We start from the raw sequence: 25,291 nt of genomic DNA, 5'->3' as shown, positions 1-25,291 counted from the left end.
GCGATGACGGCGCCGCAGTCTTGCGTTTTTACTTTCACTCCGCTAGCCTCACCTTTTTGTATTCGGCCCGTTTCGATTCACTCGCACGTCACACGCGTGCATTCCCCCCTTGACTGATAGACGACGAGCCGGTGGCTCGGTTCGGGTTCGATTCGGGCCCGGTTTCGGTCCGGTTCGGGCCCGGTTTCGGCTCCGCTCGTTCGGCGGCGAAACGGAGCGGACCGGAACCGATTAGCGGTCGGCGCGGCGAACGTCGCGTATGATCAGCCTCTCCAACGTTCGTGACGCGCGCGAGCGCGTCAGCGACGTGGCCCGGCACACGCCCTTAGAGCGGTCGCGGACCTTCTCCGAGATGAGCGGCGCGGACGTGCACCTCAAGCTGGAGAACTTCCAGCGCACCGGGGCGTTCAAGATCCGCGGGGCGATGAACCGGATCGCCACGCTCTCAGAGACCGAGCGCGAGGCCGGCGTGGTCACCGCGAGCGCGGGCAACCACGCGCAGGGGGTCGCGCTCGCGGCCGAGCGCGCCGGCGTCGACGCCACCGTCGTGATGCCGAAGTTCGCGCCCGTCTCGAAGGTGAAGGCCACCCGCGGGTACGGCGCCAGCGTCCGGCTGGAGGGCGTCGACTACGACGAGGCGCAGGCGTACGCCCACGAACTCGAAGGGAAGGAGGATCGGACGTACGTCCACGCGTTCGACGACCCCGTCGTGATGGCCGGACAGGGGACGCTCGGCCTCGAAATCGTCGACGACTGCCCCGACCTCGACACGGTCGTCGTCCCGATCGGCGGCGGCGGGCTCATCTCGGGCGTCGCCGTCGCGATCAAAGAACAGCTCCCGGACGTGCGGGTCGTCGGCGTGCAGGCCGAAGGCGCGGCATCCGCCGCGAAATCGCTGGAAGCGGGCGAGGTCCGCGAGATCGACAGCGTCGACACGATCGCCGACGGGATCGCCACCCGGTCGATCGGCGAGCAGACGCTCGCGGTGATGTCGGCGTACGTCGACGAGGTCGTCACCGTTGACGACCGCGAGATTGCCTTGGCGCTCACGCTCCTCTTAGAGCGCTCGAAGACGCTCGTCGAGGGCGCCGGCGCGGTCGCGCTCGCGGCCGTCCTCTCGGAGGCGTTCGAGTACGACGACGGCGAGACGATCGTCGCGGCGCTCTGCGGCGGCAACATCGATCTCAACCGCCTCGGCACCGTGATCCGGCGCGGACTCGTCCAGATGGGCCGCTACCTCAAGATCACGATCGACCTGAAAGACCGCCCCGGCGAATTAGAGCGCGTCTCCAGTATCGTCGCTCGTACCGGCGCGAACGTGTACGCGGTCCACCACGACCGCACTTCGCGGGACGTGGCCGTCAACGCCGCCGAGCTCGAACTGGAACTGGAGACCGACGACGCCGAACACGCCGCCGACATCGTCGACGCCCTCGAAGCCGACGGCTACGTGGTCGAAATTCTCTCGTGATCGAGGACTCCTTATAAATAGATCTGCGGTGGCGCGTGCCTGCGAGCGCCCACCGGGCGCGAGCAGCACCGCGCGAGGTCGTCGGGCGAAGCCCGACTGCCAGAGGGACCTCCGGTCCCTCGCTGGAGTCAGTCGCCCGGAGCGACGCGGAGGGCGACTGACGAGGCTGGGGAGGTGTGAGGCTGCGTGCGGTTGCGGGTGGGCGGGACTCAAAGGGGCAGCAGCGAGGACGAAGCACGGCGCAGTAAGCACCGCAGTGAAGGAGCGTCAGCGACTGAGCGAGGAGCGCAACAAGCCGCGCGAGTCGTCGCTGCTGGGGCTTTGGAAGCGGTCACCGAACTGCCGTGTCTTGCTTATAAACAGCCGAACACAAACTCACCGACTTCGTGACCCTAACGGTGCTACTCGTCGTCGAAGTCGTCCTCGCTGGCCGCAGTAGTACAGACCGGACAGCCGGCGTCGAGGATCGTCTCCCGCATCTCGTCGTTGACTTCGATGGTCTGCGCACAGCCCGAGCAGGTGAATTGAACGGTGGCCAACGCTTTCCCTCTCGTTGTCGGGGACGGCGTCGGACGATATAAATGACCGGCTTCCGGAGCGCCCCCTGCCACCCTGCCCGCAATCTGCCACCCGACTCCCTAATCCGTCCGGGGCACCGCGTACGCGCCCAGCGCGAGGAATGCGAGCGCGAGGACCGACAGCACCGCCAGATCGCCGAGCCACGGCCCCGGCTCGTGGATGATCGCCCGCGTCCCCCGCGCGAAGTACGTCAGCGGCGAGGCCGCGACCGCCGGGAGGAACCACTCCGGCAGCAGTGCGGGCGAGACGAACGTCTCGGAGAGGAAGAGCAGGGGGAGCGCGACCGTGTTGCTCGCGGCGATCACGCCGTCCTGCGAGTCCGCGAGGGCGCCGAGCAGCGCCCCGAGCCCGCAGAAGAGCGCGACTGCGACGGCGACGAAGACGGGCAGCGCCGCGAGCGCGGGCGAGACGACCGGCTCCGCGTCGGTCACGGCCAGCACGAGTCCGAGGATGAGCAGGCTCGCCGCACCGATGATCGCGACGTTGACCAGCGTGTGCGCGAGCAGCCACTCGCCCCGCGAGAGCGGCGTCGTCGCCAGCTTCTCGAACCGGCCGCCGTCCCGGTGGCGAGCGATCTCGGAGCCGACCCGCGACAGCGGCGTGAACAGCACGACGACCGCGAGGTAGCCGGGGATGTAGTAGCCGGCGGGCTCCGCGAACAGCCCGCCCCCGGTCGGCTGCGTCTGGACCAGCGCACCGAAGATCATCACCAAGATGACGGGGAAAAAGAAGGTGAAGAACACCGCCGTCCGCCGCCGGAGGAACGACCGCGACGCCGCGCTCGCCTCGGTCGCGATCCGCCCGAAGCGGGTCATCGGTCGCCTCCGTCGGGTGCGACCTCCTCAAGCGCCTCCGACCGCGGCGAGTACTCCTCGCCCGTGAGCCGGAGGTACACGTCCTCCAGCGAGGGTTCGGACCACGCGAGCGACTCGAAGGCGATCCCGGCCGCGTCCAGCGCGTCAACGGCGTCACCGATCCCCTCGGGGCGGATCCCGCCGATCCGGAGTCCCTTGCGGGTGGACTCGACCGCGGATAAGGACGTATCTCCCGATTCGTCCGAGATCGCCTCCCGGAGCGCCGCTCGCACCGCCTCGAGAGCCGCCTCGTCGGCGGGATCGTCGAGCGCGACCTCCAAGCGCGGCTCGCCCCCGTGCTCGGCGATGAGTTCGTCGGGGGCGCCGACGGCGACGACCGTGCCGTCCCGGAGGAGCGCGACGCGGTCGGCCAGCCGCTCGACCTCGTCCATCGCGTGGCTCGTGAGGAAGACGGTCGTGCCGCCGTCAGCCAGCCGCTCGATCAGTCGATGGATCGATCGCCGACCGACCGGATCGATTCCCGTCGTCGGCTCGTCGAGGAAGAGGAGGTCGGGGTCGTTGACGATCGCGGTCGCGACGCAGGTCCGACGCTTCTGTCCGCCGGAGAGCGTCTCGTACCACACGTCGGCGTCGTCGGCCATCCCCACGTCTCGGAGGACGGACTCGGTGTCGCGGGCCGCGTCGTACAGCCCCCCGTAGTAGTCGACCAGCTCGGTCGCGGTGAGCCGCTCCGGCGGGTCGAACGACTGCGGGAGCAGCCCGATCCGCTGCGGGTCGACCGCTTGCGGCGGGACGCCGAACACCCGCAGGTCGCCCTCGGCCTCGGTCGTCCCCGTCAGCGCGCGGACGAGCGTCGTCTTCCCCGCGCCGTTGGGGCCGATCAGCCCGAACACCTCACCGGGGGCGACCCGGACGTCGACGCCGTCGAGCGCAACGACGTCGCCGTACGACTTGCGGACGCCCTCGCCGACGACGACCGGGTCGGAGTCGGTACCGCCGGCAGCGTCGGCACCGTCGGCGCCGCGGCCCTGCTCCCCGTCCTCGGCCGCGGACGCCGACGCGGCCGCAGTCTCGTTCATGCGATCGGTTCGGGGTGCCGAGCGCGTAAGGGTTGCTCTTCCGGCCGGGATGAGTGGCCGGGAGGCCGCAACGCAGTTCCCGTCGACCGTCGGCGTCGTTCCCGGTCCGTTACGCCTAAGCGACGCCGAGCCGACCCACGGCGTATGCACTACCACGAGGCGGCGGCGTTCCTCTTCGATCTCCGCCGTTTCTCGGTGAAGCCGGGGACCGAGCGCGTGGCCGCGCTGCTCGACCGGCTCGGGAACCCCGAGGACGACGTGTCGTTCGTGCAGGTCGCGGGCTCGAACGGAAAGGGAAGCACCGCGCGCATGACCGAGTCGATCCTGCGCGAGGCCGGCCTCTCTGTCGGTCTCTACACCTCCCCGCACCTCTCCGCGCTCGCGGAGCGGATCCGGGTCGACGGGCTCGCGATGACCGACGACGCGATCGCCGCCTTCGTCGAGGAGGTGAAACCGTGGCTCGTCGAGCGCGCCGCGGCCGGCAAGCCCCTCACCTTCTTCGAGGTCGTCACGGCGATGGCGATCCACGACTTCGCGCGCCGGGAGGTCGACGTGGCCGTCTTAGAGGTCGGGCTCGGCGGCGAGTACGACGCCACCAGCGCCGTCGACCCCGTCGCGACCGCGGTGACAAACGTCTCGCTCGAACACACCGCGGTCCTCGGCGACACGATCGAGGAGATCGCCCGCACCAAATCCCGGATCGCCGACGCGGGCGCCCCCATGGTCACCGCCTGCGGTGGCGAGGCGCTGTCGGTCGTTCGCGAGATCGCCGACGACGCGGGGGCCCCGGTCGCGACGGTCGCGGGGGCAGGGCGTGACGGGGATGCAGACGGGAACGGCGACCCCGCCCTCTCCGTCACCTACGAGGGACGCGTGAGCCCGACTGACGCGGGAGTGGCGCTGTCCGGCGAGGTGACCGGAAGCTACCGGATCCCCCTTGTCGGCGACCACCAGGCGACCAACGCGGGCGTCGCGGTCGCGCTCGCGCGTCGCACAGCGGGGACCCTCGGGGACGGAACCGGCGCTCCCCTCTCCGACGCCGCGGTCCGCGACGGCCTCGCGCGGGCGACGTGGCCTGGCCGGTTCGAGGTGATCGACACCGCCCCGCTGACGGTGCTCGACGGCGCGCACAACCCGGCGGCCTGCCGGACCCTCGCGGGGACGCTCGCCGAGTACGATTACGACGACCTCCACCTCGTGTACGGCGCGATGCACGACAAGGACCACGCGGGCGCCGCGAGCGCGCTCCCCGCGGCCGCCTCGGCGGTCACCTGTCGCCCGGACCTCGACCGCGCGGAGGACCCCGAGGTGTTGGCCGCCGCGCTCCGGACCGCGGGCGTCGCCGACGTGACCGTCGGCGACGACGTGGCAGCGGCCCTTGACGCCGCAGTCGAACGAGCCGGTCCCGACGATTGCGTACTCCTCGTCGGTTCGCTGTTCGCGGTCGCGGAAGCCCGCGCTGCGCACATGCGAACCGTGACGCCCCGAACGGTCGGCGGAAGCGATCCGGGCGCGAGCGCGGCCCGCGTGCTGGACGCGGGCGGGGTTCCGCCCGACGCGGTCGCGTCCGGCGCAGACGGGATCGACCACCGCGTTCTCTCGCTCCGGCTCCGCGGCGACCGCGCAGAGCAGATCACTTCTGTCCTCCGCGAGGTCGGTGGCGACGCCGCGGTCGGCGGCCTCGGCGCGGGCGAGGGGCGCGTCCCCGGCGGCGAGCGCGTGCCCGTCACGCTCGCGGGGACGGTGGCGGAGTACCGCGAACTGCTCGGTCGGCTCCGCGAGGGGGGAAGCGAGAGCGACGCGTTCGCCGGGATCGCGGCCGACATCGCGGACCGAGTCGGGATCGCCGATTTTGACGCTGCCGACCTCGATGCTTCCGACCTCGACGCTGCCGACCCCGACGCCAGCGAATCGAGCGACGGCGACTACCCCTGGACCGACAGCACCGCGGTCATGGGCGTGCTCAACGTCACGCCGGATTCGTTCCACGACGGGGGCCGACACGCCGCCCTCGACGACGCGGTCGCGGGCGTCGAGCGAATGGTCGAGGCGGGCGTCGACATCGTCGACGTGGGCGGCGAGTCGACCCGGCCTGGCGCCGAACCCGTACCGGTCGACGAGGAGATCGACCGGGTCGTCCCGACGATCGAGGCGATCCAGTCGGTCTCGGCGGTCGCCGACGGCGACGCGTTGGTCTCGATCGACACGCGGAAGCCCGCGGTCGCGGCGGCCGCTCTCGACGCCGGTGCCGACATCATCAACGACGTGACCGGGCTGACGGACCCGGAGATGCGCGAGGTCGTCGCCGACGCCGACTGTCCGGTCGTGGTGATGCACAGCCTCGAGGCCCCCGTCGACCCGACGAACGACCCCGAGTACGACGACGTGATCGACGACGTGATCGCGGCGCTCCGCGAGCGACTGGCGCTCGCCGACACGGCCGGGATCGGCCGCGACAAGGTGATCGTCGACCCGGGCCTCGGCTTCGGCAAGTCGGCATCCGAGGCGTTCGATCTGCTCGACCGTGTCGGGGAGTTCGACGCGCTCGACTGCCCGGTACTGATCGGCCACTCCCACAAATCGATGTTCGCGGCGGTCGACCGCGACCCGGACGACCGCGAACACGCGACCGTCGCCGCGACCGCGCTCGCCGCGGACCGCGGCGCCGACATTGTTCGAGTCCACGACGTCGCCGAGAACCGCGCCGCCGTCGACGTCGCCGCCGCGGTGAACGGGTCCCTGCGCGGGGGATCGCCGGGAGACGAACCCGACGAATGACGGCAGCGTTTTGCGTCCCGACTCCCTCGCATCGGTATGGCCCGGCGTCTGCTGCTCGGCTGTAGCGCGGTCGGGAACACGCTCGTCGAGCGCACCCGCGAGTCGCGCGGGGACCTGATCGCGATCACCGACGACACCGGGTGGGCCTCGACGCTTCGCGACCGCAACGTCGCCACCGTGGAGGCCGACCCGACGGATCCCGATGCGTACCCTGACAGCGCCGCGGTCGTGTTGGTTGCGAGCGACGACCCGGCGCGAAACGTCGCGGCCACGGAGGCCGCGCGGCGCCGCTACCCGGACGCGATGATCGTCGCCCACGTCGGCACGAACCCGACTGCGGCCCAACAGGACGCGGTGCGGGCGGTCGCCGACCACGTCGTCGATCCGGTCGAGGCGGTCGTCTCGCGGGTCCGCGAGGCGACCGGTATCGACGCCAACGAAGAGCCCGTCCGACTGTTGCGAGTCCTCCGGGGCCTCTCCGGACCGCTGCTCGTCGTCGCACACGACAACCCCGACCCCGATGCCATCGCGAGCGCGCTCGGATTGGTTCGAGTCGCAGAGTCAGTCGGCGTCTCCGCTGACGCCTGTTACGGCGGCGAGATCGCGCACCAGGAGAACCGTGCGATGATGAACTTGCTCGATATCTCGTTACGGAACTTCGACGGGACCGACCTCGACGACTACGGCGGCGTCGCCCTCGTTGACCACTCGCGCGCCGGGATCAACGACAGCCTCCCCGAGGGGCATCCGGTCGACATCGTCGTCGACCATCACCCGCCACGGGGGCCCGTCGCCGGTGAGTTCGTCGACATCCGGCCGGACGCGGGCGCGACGAGCACACTGGTCGAGGAGTACCTCTCGCGGCTCGGGATCGAGCCCGACCGTGACCTCGCGACCGCCCTTCTGTACGGGATCCGGATCGACACGAAGGACTTCACGCGGTCGACGTCGATCCCGGATTTCGAGGCGGCCGCGTCGCTGTCGACGTTCGCCGACGAGTCGACACTCGAACGCGTCGAGAGCCCGAGCGTGAGCGCGGAGACGCTCCGCGTGCTCGCGCGCGCCATCGAAGGGAGGGACGTGCGCGGCTCGACCGTCGCCTCCTGCGTCGGCGAGATCGGCGACCGCGACGCCCTCGCGCAGGCGGCCGAGCGCCTCCTCGACCTAGACGGGATCGCGGTGACGTTCGTGTTCGGCTACATGGACGGCGTGATCTACGGCTCCGCGCGGGCCCGCGGCGCGGACCTCGACGTGGGCGAACTGCTTCGGGACGCGCTCGATCCGGTCGGCTCCGCCGGCGGGCACGCGACCATGGCCGGCGCACAGGTCCCGCTCGGACTCTTAGAGGAAGTGTCCGACGACGAGTCGCTCGAAGACGTCGTCGACGCGTTCGTCGCCGGCCGCTTCTTCGAGGCGCTCGACGACGCCCCCTCACCGCCGACGGGCGGGGTGCCGGAGTTTCCGACGGACTGAGACCGAGGAGACGCGATTCCGGCCGCGCTCGATTGCCGGGTACCGGACCGCTCTGCTGCCCGGTACCGGACCGCCCAACGGTCGTGCAGAGACGACACAACAGTCGCAACCTACATACTTCGCGACGGCGAACCAATACGCATGACTGACACCACCGTCGACCACCGCCGACTGATCATCGCCGGCACCGGGATCGCCGGACTCTCCGCGGCCATCTACGCCGCGCGGTCGAACAACGACCCGCTGCTCATCGAGGGCGACGAGCCGGGCGGCCAGCTCACGCTCACCACCGACGTGGAGAACTACCCCGGCTTCCCCGAGGGGATCTCCGGGCCGGAGCTGATCAACGACATGAAAGCGCAGGCGACGAAGTTCGGCGCCGAGACCCGCAACGGGATCATCGAGACCCTCACGAAAGAGCCCGCAGGCCACTTCCGCGTCGAACTCACCGACGGCGACGTGTACACCGCCGACGCCGTCATCGCCGCTTCGGGCGCCAGCGCCCGGACGCTCGGCGTCCCCGGCGAGGACGAGCTGATGGGGTACGGGCTCTCGACGTGCGCGACCTGCGACGGCGCCTTTTTCCGCGGTGAGGATATGCTCGTCGTCGGCGGGGGCGACGCGGCCATGGAGGAGGCGAACTTCCTGACGAAGTTCGCGGACACCGTCTACATCGCCCACCGCCGCGAGGAGTTCCGCGCGGAGGACGTGTGGATCGACCGCACGATGGAGAAGGTGGAAGACGGCGAGATCGAGCTCCTCCTCAACACCGAGCTCACCGAGATCCACGGCACCCCCGAGGACGGTATCGACCACGTCACCCTCGTCGAGCACCCCGACGGCCACCCGACGGAGAAGCTCGATGACCCCGCCACCGCCGACGAGGTCGACGAGTACGACTTCGACGTGGGCGCCGTCTTCTTCGCCATCGGCCACACGCCGAACACGGACTTCCTCGAGGGCACCGGAATCGAGACCGACGACGAGGGATACCTCATCACCGAGGGCGGTCGCGGCGGGAACCAGACCGCGACCGGCGTCGAGGGGCTGTTCGGCGCCGGCGACGTGGTGGACTTCCACTACCAGCAGGCGGCCACGGCGAGCGGGATGGGCGTGAAAGCCTCGCTCGACGCCGACGAGTATCTCACCGAGCGCGAGCGCGCCGGCGAGCTGTACGAGCCGACCGCCGACGCTGCGACGGCGGACGACTGAAGCGGCCAATGAGACGAGCCAGCGGGCGGGGGGAGCCCACAGCGCTCGTCGTCGGCCAGTACCCAACTGCGGCACAGTGACTTGCGAGCGGTCTCCTCGCTCGACGGAGTGAGTGACGATCCGGATCGAACGTTCGACCTGACGCTCCCGCAGTCGAGATCAGCATTTTCGAGGTGGAGCCCCCGACCTCAAGGAGCGAACGGTGTGAGCGAGTAGGTCGGGGAGGAAACCGACATGGGACGACACAACCGCCACTCCGCGACCGACCGACTCCCAAGCGTATAAGTACCGTTGCGTACTCTCTGAAACTATGGGCGTGCGTCGAACCGCCGTCGTGAAACTCGCCGTTTCCGACGAGCAACGCGACGCACTCCACCGAACCGCCGAGCAATACCTGTCCTGCGCGAACCGAACCGCCGACTACTGTTGGTCCGACACCTCCTACACTGAGTGTAAGATCAACAAGCGAGAGGTTCGTGACGCGCTCTACGCCGAACTTCGAGAGGAGACAGACCTACAGGCCCAACTTGTCCAAGCCGCTATCAAACGCGCTGTCGAAGCCGTCAAAGCGTGTGTCGAACGGTGGAAAAAGGGACAGCGCGTCTCTCAACCGACGTTCACCGCTGAAACGATGGACTACGACACACGGAGCGCGACCTTCTACCGGAACAAGGTGTCGCTGGCAACTGTTGAGGGCCGAGTCGAACCGTCATTCGTTCTCCCGGCAGACAGTCCGACGCCCTACGAGCGGTACGTACTCTCCGAGAACTACGAGCTCCGCGAGAGTACGCTTCGGTACGACGCGGCCACTGACGAGTTCTACCTCAACATTTCGACGCGGCGGACAGACCGTGACGATGGGGTTTCGGAAGATACCGGGCACTCCGACCAAACGGTCCTCGGTATCGACCTCGGCGTCAACAGCCTTGCCGTCTCCTCAACCGGACGCTTCTGGCAGGGGGACGACTACGACCACTGGTGTCGTGAGTTCGAGAAGCGGCGTGGTGAGATGCAACAACGCGGCACGCAGGCCGCACACAACGCGCTTCTTCGCCTCGGGAAACGTGAAGAAGCCTGGCGCAAACAGTACATCCACACGATCGCCAACGAACTCGTCTCGGAAGCTGTCGAACACGACTGCGACGTAATCGCGTTCGAGGACTTGAGCGACATTCGAGATCGGCTTCCACACGCGAAGTGGCACCACGTCTGGGCGTTCCGACGCCTGTTTGAGTACGTCTCCTACAAAGCCCCTGAACGGGGAGTCTCCGTGGAGCAGGTCGAGCCGAACCACACATCCCAACGCTGTTCTCGGACGGACTGTGGCTTTACGCACGACGGCAACCGCCACGACGAACACTTCAAGTGCCAGAAGTGTGGGTATGAAGTGAACGCGGATTACAACGCCGCAAAGAATATCGGCGTGCGGTACGCTCGGAAGCGACAACACAAACTCCGTTCCTCGCCCAAGTCGGGGAGCGGAGACGCACAAGTAGACGTGCGTGTGAATGGTGGGACGTTCACAAGAGCAGAGCTCTTGTGAGCCAACCAGAACGCAGAGCGTTCTGGTGACGTTGAACGGTGAGAGTCACCAGCCTATTGCTGGCGACTGATTGCCGGGAGTCCACATCAAAGCCCTACCCTCAACGAGCGAACCCCGTATGGGGTGAGCGAAGTAGGGTAGGGTAGTTTACTTCTCCACCTTGACGATCGACTTCCACGCCGACAACCCCGGTCGGTGGGTGTTCCACGGTCACGATCTGTCCCATCTCGACGCAGGGGTGGCGCGTGTCGTGAGATACGTCGATTGAGCCGTCTAAACCTTTGATTTCGGATAGTACGCACCGTCGTTCGTGTGGTCTGGGCCCGATCCCGGAAACGGATTGCGTGTCAATCCGGCGAATTCGGGCCGGATGAACGGTCTGGCTCCCACGAAACGATTAGATCGCTCTATAAACGGTTTCGACCGTTCTCCTGGTTGGGTTCACACCCAGCAAGATAACTCCCGAACGCTCTTACGGGTAACCGAGGAGACACACAATGACCAACTTCAAACTCGGCCGCTGGCTGCTCGTGGCGCTCGCAATCGTCGGACTCGCGGTCGCCGCCCCCGCGGTCAGCGCACACGGAAACGCCACGACCGCTGACAACGCCCCGATCGCTGACAACGCACCTCCGTCTGACGCGACCGCCGACGACTGGGCGGTCTGGATGGAGGCGCAGATGATCGAACACATGGGCCCCAATAGCGTCGACTGGATGGAGTCGAACATGGGCGTGACCGTCGGCGAGATGGCCCAGGACATGGCTAACGACAACTCCCACAGTGGGACGTACGGGCACAGCGGGACGTACGCCCAAGGTCACTGCTGACCGCTCTGACCGTTCCGAACCGTTTCGATCGAACACTGCGACTTCCCAACACGAAACCATGACACGACTCACCACACACTTCGGACGTACCGCTCGTCGACTCGCGATACTCGCTGTCCCGTTGCTGGTCGCGACGACTGGAACGGCTGCTGCCCACAGCGGCGGGAGCTACGGTGGCGGTATGATGGGTGGCTGGGGACTCTTCGGTGGGGCGATGGGTCTCTGGGGACTCCTCTGGATGGGGCTCCTCATCGCGATTCCGATCTATCTCGCCAATGCGCTCCTCAACCGAGGGTCCGGCGGGAATGATGAACAGTCCCTGTCGGTTCTCCGCGAGCGGTATGCCCGCGGTGAAATTTCGGACGATGAGTTCGATCGGCAGCGAAACCGGCTCAAACGTTCCGAATGACGACACAGTCGCTGTTCCAGCCGATTCACACCCGACGCCCGCCGTTGAGGCACCCAACCGTTAACCCCGTTGATGGGGTATAGTATTTCATGGAGTACACAAAACAGACAGCCGTCACTGGTGAATTCGACGACGTCGTCGACGCGACGAACGCTGCACTCGAAGACGAGGGATTCGGTGTCCTCTGTGACATCGATATCCAGGCGACGCTCAAAGAGAAACTCGGCGAAGAGTTCCGTCAGTATCGGATCCTCGGTGCGTGTAATCCCCCGCTGGCATTCGACGGATTGACCGAGGAAATCGAACTCGGTGCGCTCTTGCCGTGTAACGTCATCGTTTACGAGAATGACGATGGCGATATCGTGGTGAGTGCGGTCGACCCGGATCAGTTGATTGATATCGCCGACAACGACGCGCTTGATTCCATCGCAACCGAGGTCACCGAGCGATTCGATCGCGTATTGGCAGCCGTTACAGACGAGTTCGAACCCGCGTCGGAGACCTGATTTCCAATGTCATCATCGGATCAACTGGACACGACGACGATACTACTCCTGATCCTCGGAGCGGTCATCCTCTTTCCCTTGCTCACGATGGGTCTGGGATTCGGCGGGATGATGGGATACGGGGGAATGATGGGCCAGTACGGCACGACAGGTGGGTGGTGGCCGTTGGTCGGGATGCTCATCCCGCTCATCTTTCTCCTCGCGCTCATCGGCGGTGGCTATCTACTCGTCCGGCGCATGAGCGGGACGCAGACACCTCACGATCCCGCGATGGAGGAACTCCGTCTGGCGTACGCTCGTGGTGATCTCACCGACGAAGAGTTCGAAGCCCGACGCGAGAAGCTAGAATCCGACGGGCAGAGAGACAGGTGACATCCTCCCCGCCGTAAACGGCGGGGCTTCCCACGAGCAAAGGCCCGCTGAGTTGGGAACTTACGTTTGCGACCCGACACGCCGATGGGAGTGCCATGCCACCGTTACTCCTATCCCGCGAAGGACTCGGAGTTATCTGATTATTTTACGTCGGTTTGGGTGTCCGAAGGCTTACTTTTTGATGAGGCAAACACCAACTCAACTGCCAGTTTTCGGACAGTCAATCACGATGGAAACCATCGCAACGACAAACACAGAAACGCGGTGTCGGCACTCAAATCTTCCGATTGCGGTGTTCGACACTCAAAGACGGCGCTGTATCCCTGCGCTAAAGCACTGGGTTTTAGCGCCTGTTCCGCAAGTTAATCCCTACGCCTCGTCGCGATCGACGACGACCGTGCGGCCGGTGAGTCGCTCGGGCTCGAACCGGTACAGCTCGATATCCAACTCATCTTTTCCGTCGGCCCAGATCTCGAATAAGGGCCGTTGCGTCTCGCCGTACTGCGCGATCGTCTCGGGCGTGAGATCGTCGAGGTCGACCCGGTAGAGGGTGCCGACGCCGACGACGCTCGCGTACTCCTCGCGGTCTCCGTCGCCGTCCTCCTCGTACACCACGATCCGAGCCTGCGGGTCGGACGCGAGGAACGTCCGCTTCTCGCTGTCGGGGGTCGACACGAGCCGGAGGAAGGCGGTCCGCGACTCCTCGTCGAACCCGTACGAGATCGGGATCGCATACGGGGTCTCATCGCGCGCGAGGGACAACACGCCGGTCTCGTGTCGAGACAGGAGCGCGTCGACCTCCGCGTCGGACATCTCGACCTCGCTTCTCGTCGCCATACGCTATCTCTCTGCGTACGAGGGGATAAAGGGCACGAGACCGGATGCGGAGACGGCGATGCTGCCGGTACGGAGGCTGTCGTGAGCAGCAACGGCCCGGAGCGACAGGCCGGGCCGGGAGGCGGTGGCGAGAGCGCGAACGGGCGGCGGAGTCGCGACCCGCTACGCGGTCTGTGTGTCGCCGATATCGCCCTCGGAAACGGGCGCGCCGCAGACGACACAGCCCGTCTCAAGCAGCGTCGTCCGCATCGCGCCGTCCACCTCGATCGATCGCTGACACTGCTGACAGACGAAGGTGTGCGTCTGTGGACTCGTCATAGCATTGGGTACGGCACCAAACCACATGAAGAATGGATCGGATTCCTGTGCGTTTGGAATCCGACAGGTCGGAACTCAGAGGGCAAACGGGACGAGCGAGGCGGAAGGCCCCGATCAGTCGAGGAGCGTCGAGAGCAGCTTCCGCTGGGCGGCTGCCACGTGTTCCGAGAACGTCGACCGATCGATACCGAGCGACGCGGCGATTTCGCCGGCGTTGGCCCCCTTCGGGTGGTCGAAGTACCCGGCGTCGTAGGCGGCGGTGAGCACCTCGCGCTGGCGCTCGGTCAGTTCGCTCCGGTCGACGGTGACCAGGTCCGACTCCTCCGGCGTCGAGGACGACTGCAGGAGCCGCAACACCTGCATGTCGGGACAGGACTCTCGGAACTCGTCGAGCACGGAGCGGAGCGTCGGCAGGTCGGTCGCGTGAAAGGTGACGACCAGTCGCCCGTCGCGGATCGTGGTCTCCGAAACGGGGACCCCGTGCCGATCGAGTACCGCGAACGGCGACGACTCGACGCACGGCGCCTCGAACCGATAGGCGGCCTTGGCGCCGTAGTCGAACACGACCTCGACCCCCTCGGGGACCGAGAGGTTCGCGTCGGCGATGAACTCGAGGACGACCGTGTTCGGATCGCCGTTCGACGCGCTCCGAGCGACGCTGTATATCGGCGTCGACCGGTCGATCACGCCGCCGAACGGTGACGGCGACGCCGCCGGGAGCGAGACTTCCGCCCTAATTCCGGATCCCATCTGCATCCGTTCGTGTTCGCGGTCGGGCAAAACGTTGACGCCGTCCGCCCGTCGGCGTCGGCTTCGCGCGCGGTCGACCAGCACGGGCTTATAAAACACCCCACATATGCAGGGCCGGGGTTGGGGTGATCGGAGCCACTACCTACATCCATGAAGCGAAATGTGTCGCAGGCGACCGGACCGACGACCGCGACGGAAGGCGACAAGACGCTCGACGACACGTTCGACGCACTCGCCGACCCCGACTGCCGGGCGATCCTCGGGGCAGCCGACACGGCGATGACGACGAGCGAGCTGGCCGACGCGTGCGACATCGCGCTCTCGACTGCGTACCGTAAGGTCGAACGACTCAGCGAGACCCCGCTGCTGATCGAGGGCGTCCGCTTCGACGCCGATGGCGACCACGCGGCCGAGTACACGCGAGGCGCGACTGACGCCACCATCGAACTCGGCGACAGCGGTGTGACGCTGACCATCGACGACTCGACGGCTGATCCGGCGAGCACCGTGTTCGACGCCACCGGCGTCTCGGCCGACTGACCGCACGGCTCCCCGGCGACCGAGTGCGAAGCCAAGAGATTTCTCACGTGATAATCGGGCGGCCAGTGTTATCAACTACCTGGAAAATCGGTACGGTATGGTCGAGTTGCCGGATCCTGAGGTTCTCTTGGACCTCACGGGAGACAAGATTACCGTCGTCGATGAAGATGGAATCTTCCGGCACCTCAACGCGGCCGTCACCGATATGCTCGGATTCCAATCGGAAGAGCTCGTCGGGAGGGACGCCTTCGCGCTCGTCCACCCCGAGGATACAGAGCGGATCCAAGAGAGCTTCTTGGAGATTATCTCCGGGGAGACGACGCTTGAGGAGCCGCTAGAGTACCGGTCCCAGACTGCAGACAGCGGATGGGTGTGGCTCCGGACGACGGTGCACCCGCCCGAAGAGACGGGCGTCGACGGATACGTGTTGATCTCGCGGGACGTCACGACAGAGGTTGAGTCTCGGCACCGATTGGAGACGATCGCGTCGGCCTCGTCCGACGTGTTTTGGATGTTCTCCGCCGGATGGGACGAGCTGCTGTTCATCAACGACACCGTCGAATCGATTTTCGATGTGCCACCGAGCGAGCTCGAACGGCGGCCAACGTTGTTCCTCGAGGCCGTCCACCCCGACGACCTCCCGTACGTCGAGCGCGCGATGGAGCGGCTCTCGAACGGAGAGTCAGTGCTGATCGACTACCGGCTGGGGTCCGCTGACGGGGTCACGAAGTGGGTCCGCGTCCCCGGCGAACCGGTTATCGAGAACGGCGAGGTCGTGGCCATCACGGGGTTCGCTCGCGATGTAACCGACGAGTATCGTCGCAAGCGACAGCTCGCCGTGATGGATAACCTCCTTCGACACACGATCCGCAACGATATGAATATCGTCGACGGGACTGCAGAACGGATCACCGACCGCGTCGCCGCCGCGGACGCGTTCGAACTGGAGGCACGAGGCGATAGCGTCGCCAAGACGGAGGGAGACGACTGGACCGACCCCGACGCGCTCGCCGAACTCGGTGCGGACATACAGGAACACGCGGAGACGATTCGGCGGGTTGCCTCCAACCTACTGACGACAGCGGAGAAGCAGCGTGGCGTGATCGATCTACTGCGACAGCGCGGGTCGCCTCGGGCGATCGAAGTCGCACCGATTGTTGAGGAGGCGCTTGGAATAGCCGTCGACAACTGCGACGAGGCGATCGACGTCAGCTATCGTGAGCCGGGGGACACCGGAGCCGCGACGGAGAGCGAACACCGTAGCGGAGCGGAGAACGCCGGCGGGTTCGCTGGCGACGAGACGGCAACCGAAGTGGCGAGAGACGCCGACTCGACGCGCCCGCAAGTCTCGGTCTCGTACCCGCCGAACGCCGAGGCGTTGACGCACCCGGAGCTCGATTACGCGATCGCCGAGTTGGTCGAGAACGCGCTCGGACACGCGCAGTCGACGCCGCGGGTCCGTATCGACGTGCGCACAACCGACGAGACGATCGAGGTGTCGATCCGCGACAACTGTCCGCCGATCCCGGTCGAGGAGCGACACGTCATCACCGACCGGTGGGAGATGGACGACCTCCGTCACACCGCAGGAATGGGGCTGTGGCTCGTGTACTGGGTCGCCAACAGATCGGGCGGCGATCTCACCTTCGACACACACACCGACGGGAACATCGTGACGCTCAGCGTTCCGAACGCGAAGTGCGACGCGACCGACAAGGCGATACAGAACGCAAGCGCATCGAGCCGTCCGAGTACCACCGCTGCCGCCGATAAATCGGGCATGCAGATACGGACAGACGGGTCCGCTCCATCGGAGCCGGAACCGCACGGCGAGGCGGATCCAACGGACGAGTCGGGCTAGCGACAGAACAGGCCACGGGGATCGTCGGCAATCGAGTGCTTGACAATCGAGTGCTTGACAATCGACTGTCCAGTCTGATACGGCAGAATACGGGACAGTGAAGCGATTGACTCGCTGATTCTCAAGCGAGCGCAGGTCGATCCGATCGGTTGTTCATTAATATTCAAGAGATGAGAACGCTCCCGTCGATGTTAAAGCGTCGGTGTGTATAGTGACGTACTGATGGGTACGCTCAACGAGATGTTCGACCCGGACCGGGTCGCCGTCGTCGGCGCGACATCCCGAGAGGGAGCAGTCGGTCGTGCCGTCACGTCGAATCTGCTCGACGACTTCGACGGCGACACCGTTCCCGTCAATCCGAACTACGACGAGGTGCTCGGGATGCCCTGCGTCGGGGAGGTGGCCGACGCGGACGCCGACGTCGCCGTGGTCGTCGTGCCGCCGTCGATCGTGCTGGACGCGATCGAGGCGTGCGGCGACGCGGGCGTTCGGAACGTCGTCGTGATCACCGCGGGGTTCGGCGAGACGGGAGAGGACGGGGCAGCGAGGGAGCGGCGCCTCGCAGAGATAGCCGACGAGTACGACCTCAACGTCGTCGGCCCCAACAGCCTGGGGATCATGTCGACACCCTCGGGCATGAACGCGACGTTCGGCCCGGAGAACGCGCTCCCGGGCGGACTCTCCTTTATGAGTCAGTCCGGCGCGTTCGTCACCGCGGTCCTCGACTGGGCCAACGACAACGGGATCGGCTTCAAGGACGTGGTCTCGCTGGGGAACAAGGCCGTCCTCGACGAGACCGACTTCGTCGACCACTGGGGGGACGACGACGAGACCGACGTGATTATCGGCTACCTCGAGGGGATCGAGGACGGTCGCGAGTTCATCGAGGCCGCACGCGAGACGACCCAAGACACCCCGATCGTCGCCGTGAAGTCGGGGCGGACGAGCGCCGGCGCGCAGGCCGCCTCCTCGCACACCGGGACGCTCGCCGGCTCGGATAAGGCGTACGAGGCCGGCCTCGATCAGGCCGGCGTCATCCGCGCGGAGTCGGTCGACGAGCTGTTCGACTCGGCGGGTATTCTCGGGAGCCAGCCGCTCCCCGACACCGACAGCGTCGCGATCGTCACCAACGCCGGCGGTCCCGGCGTGATGGCGACCGACGCCGTCGGCGACGCCGACCTCGACATGGCGTCGTTCACCAGAGAGACGAGCGACGCGCTCGCCGAGTCGATGCCCGACGAGGCGAACATTCACAACCCGGTCGACGTGATCGGCGACGCCGACGTGGAGCGGTTCCGCGAGGCGCTCGAGATCACCGTCGCCGACGACAACGTCGGGGCCGCGCTCGTGTTGGCCGCGCCGACAGCGACGATCGACTTCGACGACCTCGCGGACGCGATCAGCGAGGTCAGCGACGAGATGGACGCCCCCGTCGCCGCCTGCCTGATGGGCGGCGACCGAACCCGCGAGCCGAAACAGCAGCTGCAGGCGAAGGGGATCCCCTGCTACTTCGACCCCGCCCGCGGGATCGAGAGCCTCGCGACGCTCGGGCGATACCGCGACATCAAGGCGCGCGAGTACGCCGACCCGATGTCGTTCGATGTCGACCGCGAACGCGCCCGCGAGATCCTCGAAACGGTGCGCGACCGCGACGACAACCGACTGGGCGTCGAGGCGATGGAGCTGCTTGACGCGTACGGCATCCCCACGCCCGCCGGCGAGATCGTCGACAGCCCCGGCGACGCAAGCGAGGTGGCCGCCGAGATCGACGGCGACGTGGTGATGAAGATCGTCTCGCCGGACATCCTCCACAAGTCCGACATCGGCGGCGTCGCCGTCGGCGTCGAGGACGACGACGTGGTGGACACCTACGAAGACCTGATCACCCGCGCGCACAACTACCAGCCGGACGCGACGGTACTCGGCGTGCAGGTGCAGGAAATGGTCGACCTCGACAACGGGGTCGAGACGATCGTCGGCATGAACCGCGACCCGCAGTTCGGCCCCCTGCTGATGTTCGGGCTCGGCGGGATCTTCGTGGAAGTGATGGAGGACACCACGTTCCGCGTCGCGCCCGTCTCGGAGCCGGAGGCCCGCGAGATGACCGAGGAGATCCAATCAGCGCCGCTGCTTCGCGGCGCCCGCGGCCGCGATCCAGTCGATGTCGACGCCGTGATCGAGACGATCGGGCGGCTCTCACAGCTGGTCACGGACTTCCCGGCGATCCTCGAACTCGACATCAACCCGCTCGTCGCACTGCCCGACGCCGACGGCGGCACGAACGCCGCCGCCGTCGACGTGAGACTTACGGTTGACCCGGAGGAACTCGACCTATGACAGATACACCCACAACACTCATTACCGCGACCGGAGATGGCGCCGGAAAGACAGCGATCACCGTCGCGCTCGCGCGACTCGCCGCCGACCGCGACCGCAGCGTCGGCTACATGAAACCGAAGGGGACGCGGCTCCAGTCGAACGTCGGCAAGACGCTCGATCAGGACCCCATGCTCGCCCGCGAGGTGCTCGGTCTCGACGCCGAGATGCACCAGATGGAGCCCGTCGTCTACTCGCCGACGTTCGTCGAGGGCGCGATCCGCGGCACCGAGGACGCCGGCGCGCTCAGCGAACGGATCCGCGAGGAGTACGATGACCTCGCCGCCGACCGCGACCAGATGTTCATCGAGGGCGGCGGACGCTGGACCACCGGCGGCGTCGTCGACCTCACTGACGTCGACATCGCAGAGCTGCTCGACGCGCGGGTGGTGCTCGTCGCGGGGTACGAGTCACCGAACGACCTCGACGAGGTGCTGGCGGCCGCCGACTCGTTCGGCGACCGGCTCGCCGGTGTCATCTTCAACAAGGTCTCCGACGACGCGTTCGAGTCGCTCGATCAGGACGGGATCCCGTTCCTCGAGTCGAAGGGGATCACCGTGTTCGGCGCCATCCCGTCCGAGAAGGAGCTGGCCGGCGTCACCGTCGGCGAGCTCGCGGACGAGCTCGGCGCCGAGCTGCTGACCGACGCCCCGACCGACGGCTTCGTCGAGCGCTTCCTCGTCGGCGCGATGGGCGGCGACGAGGCGCTCCGGTACTTCCGACGCGCCCGCGACGCCGCCGTCATCACCGGTGGCGACCGCGCGGATGTCCAGACCGCGGCGCTCGAGGCGTCCGGCGTCGCCTGTCTCGTGCTCACCGGCGGCCACCGGCCCTCCGGCGCCGTACTCGGCAAGGCGGCCGACGCCGGCAAGCCCGTCCTCGCGGTGAACACCGACACGGTCACCGCGATCGATCGCGCCGAGGGCGTCGTCCGCGGCGGTCGGACCCGCGACGCGCGCACCGTCGATCTGATGGCGGAGCTCCTCGACGCCAACGTCGACGTGGACGCGCTCGTCTGAGACGGGGCCGGTCGTCGATCGGGGGTCGCCCCCTTTGGGTCCCCCGCCGGGGGCGAACGTCTGACATACTGTTTTCAGGGAGGACGACGTAGACCCCGTATGACCAGTCTCTCGGAGGCGTACGGCGGGCGGGGACGCTCCGAGGTCGACCCGCGTCGGCTGTACCTCGGCGTGGGCTCGTTCGTCGCCGGGACGCTGCTTCTCGTCGCCGGAATCCTCGTTGCCGCGGAGGTTATCCTCCCGAGCGGCTACAACTCCGGCGCGGCGCGGCAGCTCGGCGGCGTGCTCGGCGGCGTGGGCGTCCCACTCGTGTTACTCGGCGTGATGACGGTACTCCCGGCGGACCGCAACACCCGCGTCGCCGCGATTGTCGGGGCGGCCGTGATGTGTCTCGGCGTCGCGCTGTTCGCGTACGCGTACCCCAACCAGTGGATCGGCGGGCCGCGCCCGGATCTCACCGACCTCACGCTTCCGACCGCGGGGCTATACTTCGTCGGCGCCGCGACGATGCTGTGGAGCGTGTTCGTCGGCGTCGCCAACTTCAAGACCCGGAACGACCCCGGCGGCACCGTCACCATGGAGGTGACTCATAAGGGCGAGACGAAAGTGATTGAGGTCGATCGCGCCCAGCTCAACCACGGCGGTGGCGTCGGCCTCCTGGGCGGTACCCCCGACGGGGAAGTCGAGACGCAGACGAACCGACAGAAGGGGAGCGAATCGGGATCGTCGCTCCCGTCCGGCGCTCCCAAATCGTCCGGCGCTCCCAAATCGTCCGGCTCGTCCGGATCGCGAGGGGCTGTGAGCGGATCGAAACCCGCCGGCGTGAGCGACGGCGGCGCGACCGCAACCGACATCCGGTCCCCGCTCGACGGGGCAGGTGGCGAGAGTGGCTCCGGCACTCCGGCCGGGCCGAGCGGCCCGGCCACCCCCGGCGACTCGGCCGCCGCGCGCGACGGCCCGGGAGACACCTACTGCGGGAACTGCGCGCAGTTCGACTACGTCCGCACGGAACAGGGGATGCATCCGTACTGCGGCCACCACGACGCGCTGATGGACGACATGGACGCCTGCGAGGAGTGGACGCCGCGGTGAGCGGGTCGAGAACCGAACGCCGTGTTGTTTTTCAACTCGGGTCCGCCGACGGGAGCTGCGACTCCGCGACCGCGAACGCGAGCGTGCTCAACACCGCAGTGAGCGTTCCGGCCGCGAGCGCCATCGCGAGGTCGGAGAGCCCGAGCGATGTCACGCCCGGGACTGCTGGGAGGAAGAATCCCGAGACGGCGTACAGCACGACGGCGATCGAGAGCACGTAAAAGGGCGCGTTGAGGTACCGCCATCGGAACCGACCCGCGAGGTACTCGTCGGTGATCTGGCCGAGGCTGGATGTGACTCCGGCGACCGCGAGCCACTGGACGAACCCGTGGACGAACGCCGCGAGCGCGATGGCGACGGTGAGCTCCCCTCCGCGAACGCCGCGGACGGTCTCGACCGTCTCCATGCCCTGGACCCCGCCGACGACGATCAGCGCGAGCGCGACGACGTAGGTGACGAGCGTCACTCGCCCGGTGTAGAGCACGTTGCGGACGGAGGCGGCCGCGCCGTCGACCGTGTCTTCGAGCCCGAGCCCGCGAAACAGCGAGTAGAGCCCGACGATCCCGGAAAGGATCCCGAGGACGGCCGCGCCGGCGACGTCGAACAGGTTGGCGACGACGACGAGCGGGTAAATCAGGAGGAGCACGCCGAGCGGCACCAAGATCGTGCCGCGGGTCTCTGGGTCCGCCAGCACCTGCTTGATCGTGTAGTAGAGCGATTCGAGGTCCTGGGCCTGCCGGACGACTACCCGGCGCATCCCGTCGATGGGCATCCGCGAGCGGATCACGGGGAGGACCGACTCGTCTTGCGCGCCGTCGGTGATGACGACCGCCGAGATTTCCTCGCCGGTCGACAGCTCAGCGAGCACGCGGTCGACCTCTTGGCCCACCGCGCGGTTCGCGCGCACGTCAGATCCGTCGACGCCGGTGACGGCCGCGACCTCGACCGACTCGCCGCTGGCCGCCAGCTCGTCGTAGACGTTAACGCCCTGAAAGAGGACGTTCACGTCGGAGTCCTCCGGGTCGGCGGTCGCGAGTGCGACCGCGGCCTCGGTCACCTCGTCGGCGCCGATGACAGGGGTCGGGATCCCCGTCTTGCGACCGAGGTCGTCGTCGAGATCGACACAGAGGACGAGCAGCATTACGCGAGGCTATGCGAGGGGCCGACATATGTTTTCGGCTCGGACCGGCAGCACGCGAGGTGGTTTATCTAGCGGCTTCCTCGTCGCGTCTCCTCAGTTGTCTTCCGACGCGGGCTCGTGTTCGATCCCGTTCAACATGCGACGAACGTTCTCGCCGTCGCCGAACACCGTGGGGTACGCGGCCAGGGGGATGACGTAGTCGTCGCCGGCCTCAACCGCCTCGGCGACGTGGAACTCGAGCTCGACGCTCACGCCGGTCCCCTCGATTTCGCCGTTTCCTGAGTAGACGACAACATCGGCGTCCGTCCCGAGTATCTCCGTGGTGTACTCCGAGCTGCGTTCGAGATTGCTGACGCCCTCGTAGCGGTCCACGATCAGCTGGGCGCGCTCCTGGTCGCTGAGCTCGCCGACGGGGTTGAACGCCTGTCCGAGCACCTCGACGCGGGGGGTCGCCAACACCGCAAAGACGGCCGCCTGATACCGCTCACCGAAGAGTTCGACGGCCTTGTCGTACTCGGCGATTTTGCTCGTCACTCGCACTTCGCGGGTCGATCCGGCCACGTCGAACTCGCGAGTCTGCGTGTTCTCGGTGACCTCGTTGAGCCCGTAGCCCGTCTCGGAGAGAGTCGCGTCCGCGACCGTCGCGGTGCCCGCGGTGAACTCGGCCGGCTCCTCGCCGGTGGCGACGTCGAGCGCTGTGCAGCCGGCGAGCCCGGCGAGCGCGACTCCGCCGGCGGCGGCGAGCGCGCGGCGGCGGGTGAGCGCATCGGCGTCGGTCGTCTCGTCGGCGGTCGGCTCTCTGGTCATACCCGTTATCGCGCCGGCGGAGGTACATACTTTGTGTTTGTTTCGAGAAACAGAAACGATCCGAGGCTCTGCGAAACCCGTCCGTGACAACGAATCTCCCGGAACAGGTCGGTTCGGACGCTTTTTGAGGCCGCGGCCGGTAGAGAGAAGTAGATGATCTCCAAGGGCTGTGAACAGTGCGCCAAAGGCGGGAAGATGGTGCTGTTCGTCTACGGTTACTGCGACCAGCGGGATTGCTTCTACTGTCCCCTCGGAGAGAACCGGAAGAACGTGACCGACGTGTACGCCAACGAGCGGAAAGTCGAGTCCGACGAGGACGTGATCGCGGAGGCCAAGCGCATGAGCGCGCTCGGCACCTCGATCACCGGCGGCGAGCCGCAGGAGGCGATGGCGAAGACGTGCCGATACCTCGAGCTGCTGAAAGACGAGTTCGGCGAGGACCATCACACGCACCTCTACACCGGGATCACGGGCGGGCGCGAGAACATGCGCCGCCTCTCGGAGGCCGGCCTCGACGAGATCCGCTTCCACCCGCCACTCGAGATGTGGGGCGAGATGCACGGCACCGAGTGGGAGGATATCCTCCACATCGCCCGCGAGGAGGGGCTCACGCCCGCCTTTGAGATCCCCGGCATCCGCGCGGAGCCGGAGTTCTTAGAGTTCCTCGACGAAGGCGCCGCCGAGTTCTGTAACATCAACGAGTTCGAGATGTCCGACGGGAACTATCGGCGGATGCAAGAGGAGGGCTTCGAGCTGCAGGAGGGCCACATGTCCGCCGTCGAGGGCTCGAAGGACGCCGCGATCGTCTCCGAGATGGCGAGCCACGAGAAGGTGTACTTCTGTACCTCCGTGTTCAAAGACGCCGCCCAACACCGGAACCGGCTCAAGCGGATGGCGAAGAACATCCGGCGCGAGTTCGACGAGGTGACCGACGACGGTACCCTCGTCTACGGGAAAGCGTTCGCCGACGCCGACCGCTTCGAGGCACTCGGCGTCCCCGAGGAGTTCTACACCGTCAAATCGGACCACGTCGAGATCGCGTGGTGGCTCCTCGAAGAAATGATCGAGGACGGCGACCTATCGGAGGGCGAGATCGTCGAGCAGTACCCGACCGTGAACGGCACCGTGGTCGAGCGGACGCCGGTCGCCTGAGCGGTTTCTGAGGGATCGGCGCGTATCACCACGCATGGCCTCTGAGGAACCCGTATTCGCAGACATGAGCATCGGACAACCGGTGTACGACGAGGATGGAGAACAGCTCGGGACGGTGCGCGGCGTCGACGACGACGGCTTCTACGTCTCGTCGCCGTCCGGGTCGGAGCCACTCACCCTCACCGACGCCCGCGACGTGTTCGGCACCGCCTACGTGATGTGGCGCTGCTGGGAGTGCGGCGAGATGGGTGAGATCGGAACGGAGCTGCCGGCCAACTGCCCGAACTGCGACGCGCCCCGCGAGGACCTGTACTACTGGGCAGAGGACTGA

The 25,291-nt window shown here is 67.0% G+C and carries 24 protein-coding genes and 1 pseudogene; 17 read left to right on the top strand and 8 right to left on the bottom strand.

The window, feature by feature from the left end:
• Positions 1 to 259 precede the first annotated feature (259 nt).
• Positions 260 to 1,471 (top strand): threonine ammonia-lyase, encoded by a 1,212-nt coding sequence (gene ilvA, locus ACNS88_RS07895; protein ID WP_435095467.1) that lies wholly within the window; start codon positions 260 to 262, stop codon positions 1,469 to 1,471.
• A gap of 401 nt (positions 1,472 to 1,872) precedes the next feature.
• Here ilvA and ACNS88_RS07890 read toward each other — a convergent pair whose 3' ends face one another.
• The 3 genes from ACNS88_RS07890 to ACNS88_RS07880 form a co-directional block, all read right to left on the bottom strand.
• Positions 1,873 to 2,010 (bottom strand): DUF7560 family zinc ribbon protein, encoded by a 138-nt coding sequence (locus tag ACNS88_RS07890; protein WP_435095464.1) that lies wholly within the window; start codon positions 2,008 to 2,010, stop codon positions 1,873 to 1,875.
• 99 nt (positions 2,011 to 2,109) lie between these two features.
• On the bottom strand, positions 2,110 to 2,865 hold the full coding sequence (locus tag ACNS88_RS07885) for an ABC transporter permease (protein WP_435095461.1): 756 nt from the start codon (positions 2,863 to 2,865) through the stop codon (positions 2,110 to 2,112).
• The gene (locus ACNS88_RS07880; protein ID WP_435095458.1) at positions 2,862 to 3,944 is read right to left on the bottom strand and encodes an ABC transporter ATP-binding protein; all 1,083 of its coding nucleotides are present in this window, start codon (positions 3,942 to 3,944) and stop codon (positions 2,862 to 2,864) included. The genes ACNS88_RS07885 and ACNS88_RS07880 overlap by 4 nt, the downstream gene beginning before the upstream one ends.
• Positions 3,945 to 4,088: 144 nt before the next feature.
• Between ACNS88_RS07880 and folP the strand changes: the two genes are divergently transcribed.
• The 9 genes and pseudogenes from folP to ACNS88_RS07835 all read left to right on the top strand — a co-directional run bounded on the left by folP (position 4,089) and on the right by ACNS88_RS07835 (position 13,067).
• The gene (gene folP, locus ACNS88_RS07875) at positions 4,089 to 6,722 is read left to right on the top strand and encodes a dihydropteroate synthase (protein WP_435095455.1); all 2,634 of its coding nucleotides are present in this window, start codon (positions 4,089 to 4,091) and stop codon (positions 6,720 to 6,722) included.
• Between the two features lie 36 nt (positions 6,723 to 6,758).
• Complete coding sequence (locus tag ACNS88_RS07870; RefSeq protein ID WP_435095452.1) at positions 6,759 to 8,195, top strand: DHH family phosphoesterase; 1,437 nt, start codon at positions 6,759 to 6,761, stop codon at positions 8,193 to 8,195.
• Between the two features lie 141 nt (positions 8,196 to 8,336).
• Positions 8,337 to 9,407 carry an NAD(P)/FAD-dependent oxidoreductase gene (locus ACNS88_RS07865; RefSeq protein WP_435095449.1) on the top strand — a complete coding sequence of 357 codons (1,071 nt, stop codon included), beginning with the start codon at positions 8,337 to 8,339 and terminating at the stop codon, positions 9,405 to 9,407.
• Positions 9,408 to 9,717: 310 nt separating this feature from the next.
• A pseudogene (locus ACNS88_RS07860) lies at positions 9,718 to 11,020 on the top strand (RNA-guided endonuclease InsQ/TnpB family protein).
• A 90-nt stretch (positions 11,021 to 11,110) separates the two neighbouring features.
• A complete protein-coding gene (locus ACNS88_RS07855) occupies positions 11,111 to 11,218 on the top strand; it encodes a multicopper oxidase domain-containing protein (protein WP_435095446.1) in 108 nt (35 codons plus the stop codon).
• Positions 11,219 to 11,447: 229 nt separating this feature from the next.
• Positions 11,448 to 11,780 carry a hypothetical protein gene (locus ACNS88_RS07850; protein WP_435095443.1) on the top strand — a complete coding sequence of 111 codons (333 nt, stop codon included), beginning with the start codon at positions 11,448 to 11,450 and terminating at the stop codon, positions 11,778 to 11,780.
• Positions 11,781 to 11,838: 58 nt separating this feature from the next.
• Positions 11,839 to 12,189: an SHOCT domain-containing protein gene (locus ACNS88_RS07845; protein ID WP_435095440.1), complete on the top strand. Its 351-nt coding sequence runs from the start codon at positions 11,839 to 11,841 to the stop codon at positions 12,187 to 12,189.
• Between the two features lie 89 nt (positions 12,190 to 12,278).
• Positions 12,279 to 12,695, top strand: coding sequence for a DUF302 domain-containing protein (locus ACNS88_RS07840; protein WP_435095437.1), 417 nt, complete (start codon positions 12,279 to 12,281; stop codon positions 12,693 to 12,695).
• A 6-nt stretch (positions 12,696 to 12,701) separates the two neighbouring features.
• On the top strand, positions 12,702 to 13,067 hold the full coding sequence (locus tag ACNS88_RS07835; RefSeq protein ID WP_435095434.1) for an SHOCT domain-containing protein: 366 nt from the start codon (positions 12,702 to 12,704) through the stop codon (positions 13,065 to 13,067).
• Positions 13,068 to 13,436: 369 nt separating this feature from the next.
• Here the strand turns inward: ACNS88_RS07835 and ACNS88_RS07830 are convergent, their stop codons facing one another.
• The 3 genes from ACNS88_RS07830 to ACNS88_RS07820 form a co-directional block, all read right to left on the bottom strand.
• Positions 13,437 to 13,904: a pyridoxamine 5'-phosphate oxidase family protein gene (locus tag ACNS88_RS07830; RefSeq protein ID WP_435095431.1), complete on the bottom strand. Its 468-nt coding sequence runs from the start codon at positions 13,902 to 13,904 to the stop codon at positions 13,437 to 13,439.
• A 162-nt stretch (positions 13,905 to 14,066) separates the two neighbouring features.
• The gene (locus tag ACNS88_RS07825; RefSeq protein ID WP_435095428.1) at positions 14,067 to 14,222 is read right to left on the bottom strand and encodes a DUF7560 family zinc ribbon protein; all 156 of its coding nucleotides are present in this window, start codon (positions 14,220 to 14,222) and stop codon (positions 14,067 to 14,069) included.
• Positions 14,223 to 14,336: 114 nt separating this feature from the next.
• Positions 14,337 to 14,972: a helix-turn-helix domain-containing protein gene (locus ACNS88_RS07820; protein ID WP_435095425.1), complete on the bottom strand. Its 636-nt coding sequence runs from the start codon at positions 14,970 to 14,972 to the stop codon at positions 14,337 to 14,339.
• Positions 14,973 to 15,122: 150 nt separating this feature from the next.
• Between ACNS88_RS07820 and ACNS88_RS07815 the strand changes: the two genes are divergently transcribed.
• From ACNS88_RS07815 to ACNS88_RS07795, 5 genes are all read left to right on the top strand, one after another.
• Positions 15,123 to 15,512, top strand: a complete 390-nt coding sequence (locus ACNS88_RS07815) for a winged helix-turn-helix domain-containing protein (protein ID WP_435095422.1) — start codon at positions 15,123 to 15,125, stop codon at positions 15,510 to 15,512.
• A gap of 97 nt (positions 15,513 to 15,609) precedes the next feature.
• The gene (locus ACNS88_RS07810; RefSeq protein WP_435095419.1) at positions 15,610 to 17,373 is read left to right on the top strand and encodes a PAS domain-containing sensor histidine kinase; all 1,764 of its coding nucleotides are present in this window, start codon (positions 15,610 to 15,612) and stop codon (positions 17,371 to 17,373) included.
• Between the two features lie 222 nt (positions 17,374 to 17,595).
• Complete coding sequence (locus ACNS88_RS07805; protein WP_435095416.1) at positions 17,596 to 19,710, top strand: acetate--CoA ligase family protein; 2,115 nt, start codon at positions 17,596 to 17,598, stop codon at positions 19,708 to 19,710.
• Positions 19,707 to 20,768, top strand: coding sequence for a phosphotransacetylase family protein (locus ACNS88_RS07800; RefSeq protein WP_435095413.1), 1,062 nt, complete (start codon positions 19,707 to 19,709; stop codon positions 20,766 to 20,768). Before ACNS88_RS07805 ends, ACNS88_RS07800 begins: the two co-directional genes overlap by 4 nt.
• Positions 20,769 to 20,867: 99 nt before the next feature.
• On the top strand, positions 20,868 to 21,860 hold the full coding sequence (locus ACNS88_RS07795) for a cell division protein CdpA domain-containing protein (RefSeq protein WP_435095410.1): 993 nt from the start codon (positions 20,868 to 20,870) through the stop codon (positions 21,858 to 21,860).
• A 31-nt stretch (positions 21,861 to 21,891) separates the two neighbouring features.
• On the opposite strand, the gene ACNS88_RS07790 is transcribed toward ACNS88_RS07795, so the two are convergent.
• Positions 21,892 to 23,001, bottom strand: coding sequence for a DUF373 family protein (locus tag ACNS88_RS07790; RefSeq protein WP_435095407.1), 1,110 nt, complete (start codon positions 22,999 to 23,001; stop codon positions 21,892 to 21,894).
• Positions 23,002 to 23,094: 93 nt separating this feature from the next.
• Entirely contained in the window at positions 23,095 to 23,808 is a 714-nt protein-coding gene (locus tag ACNS88_RS07785) for a DUF6517 family protein (RefSeq protein WP_435095404.1), read from the bottom strand.
• A 153-nt stretch (positions 23,809 to 23,961) separates the two neighbouring features.
• Here ACNS88_RS07785 and ACNS88_RS07780 point away from each other — a divergent pair, with 153 nt between their 5' ends.
• Positions 23,962 to 24,960: a radical SAM protein gene (locus ACNS88_RS07780; protein ID WP_435095401.1), complete on the top strand. Its 999-nt coding sequence runs from the start codon at positions 23,962 to 23,964 to the stop codon at positions 24,958 to 24,960.
• Positions 24,961 to 24,994: 34 nt separating this feature from the next.
• The gene (locus ACNS88_RS07775) at positions 24,995 to 25,291 is read left to right on the top strand and encodes a PRC-barrel domain-containing protein (protein ID WP_435095398.1); all 297 of its coding nucleotides are present in this window, start codon (positions 24,995 to 24,997) and stop codon (positions 25,289 to 25,291) included.

The sequence above is a fragment of the Halorubrum shenae genome, from assembly GCF_051194165.1.
Lineage (GTDB): Archaea > Halobacteriota > Halobacteria > Halobacteriales > Haloferacaceae > Halorubrum.
Note: the sequence above shows the minus strand (reverse complement) of the source record. Positions and strands in the feature narration are given on the sequence as shown.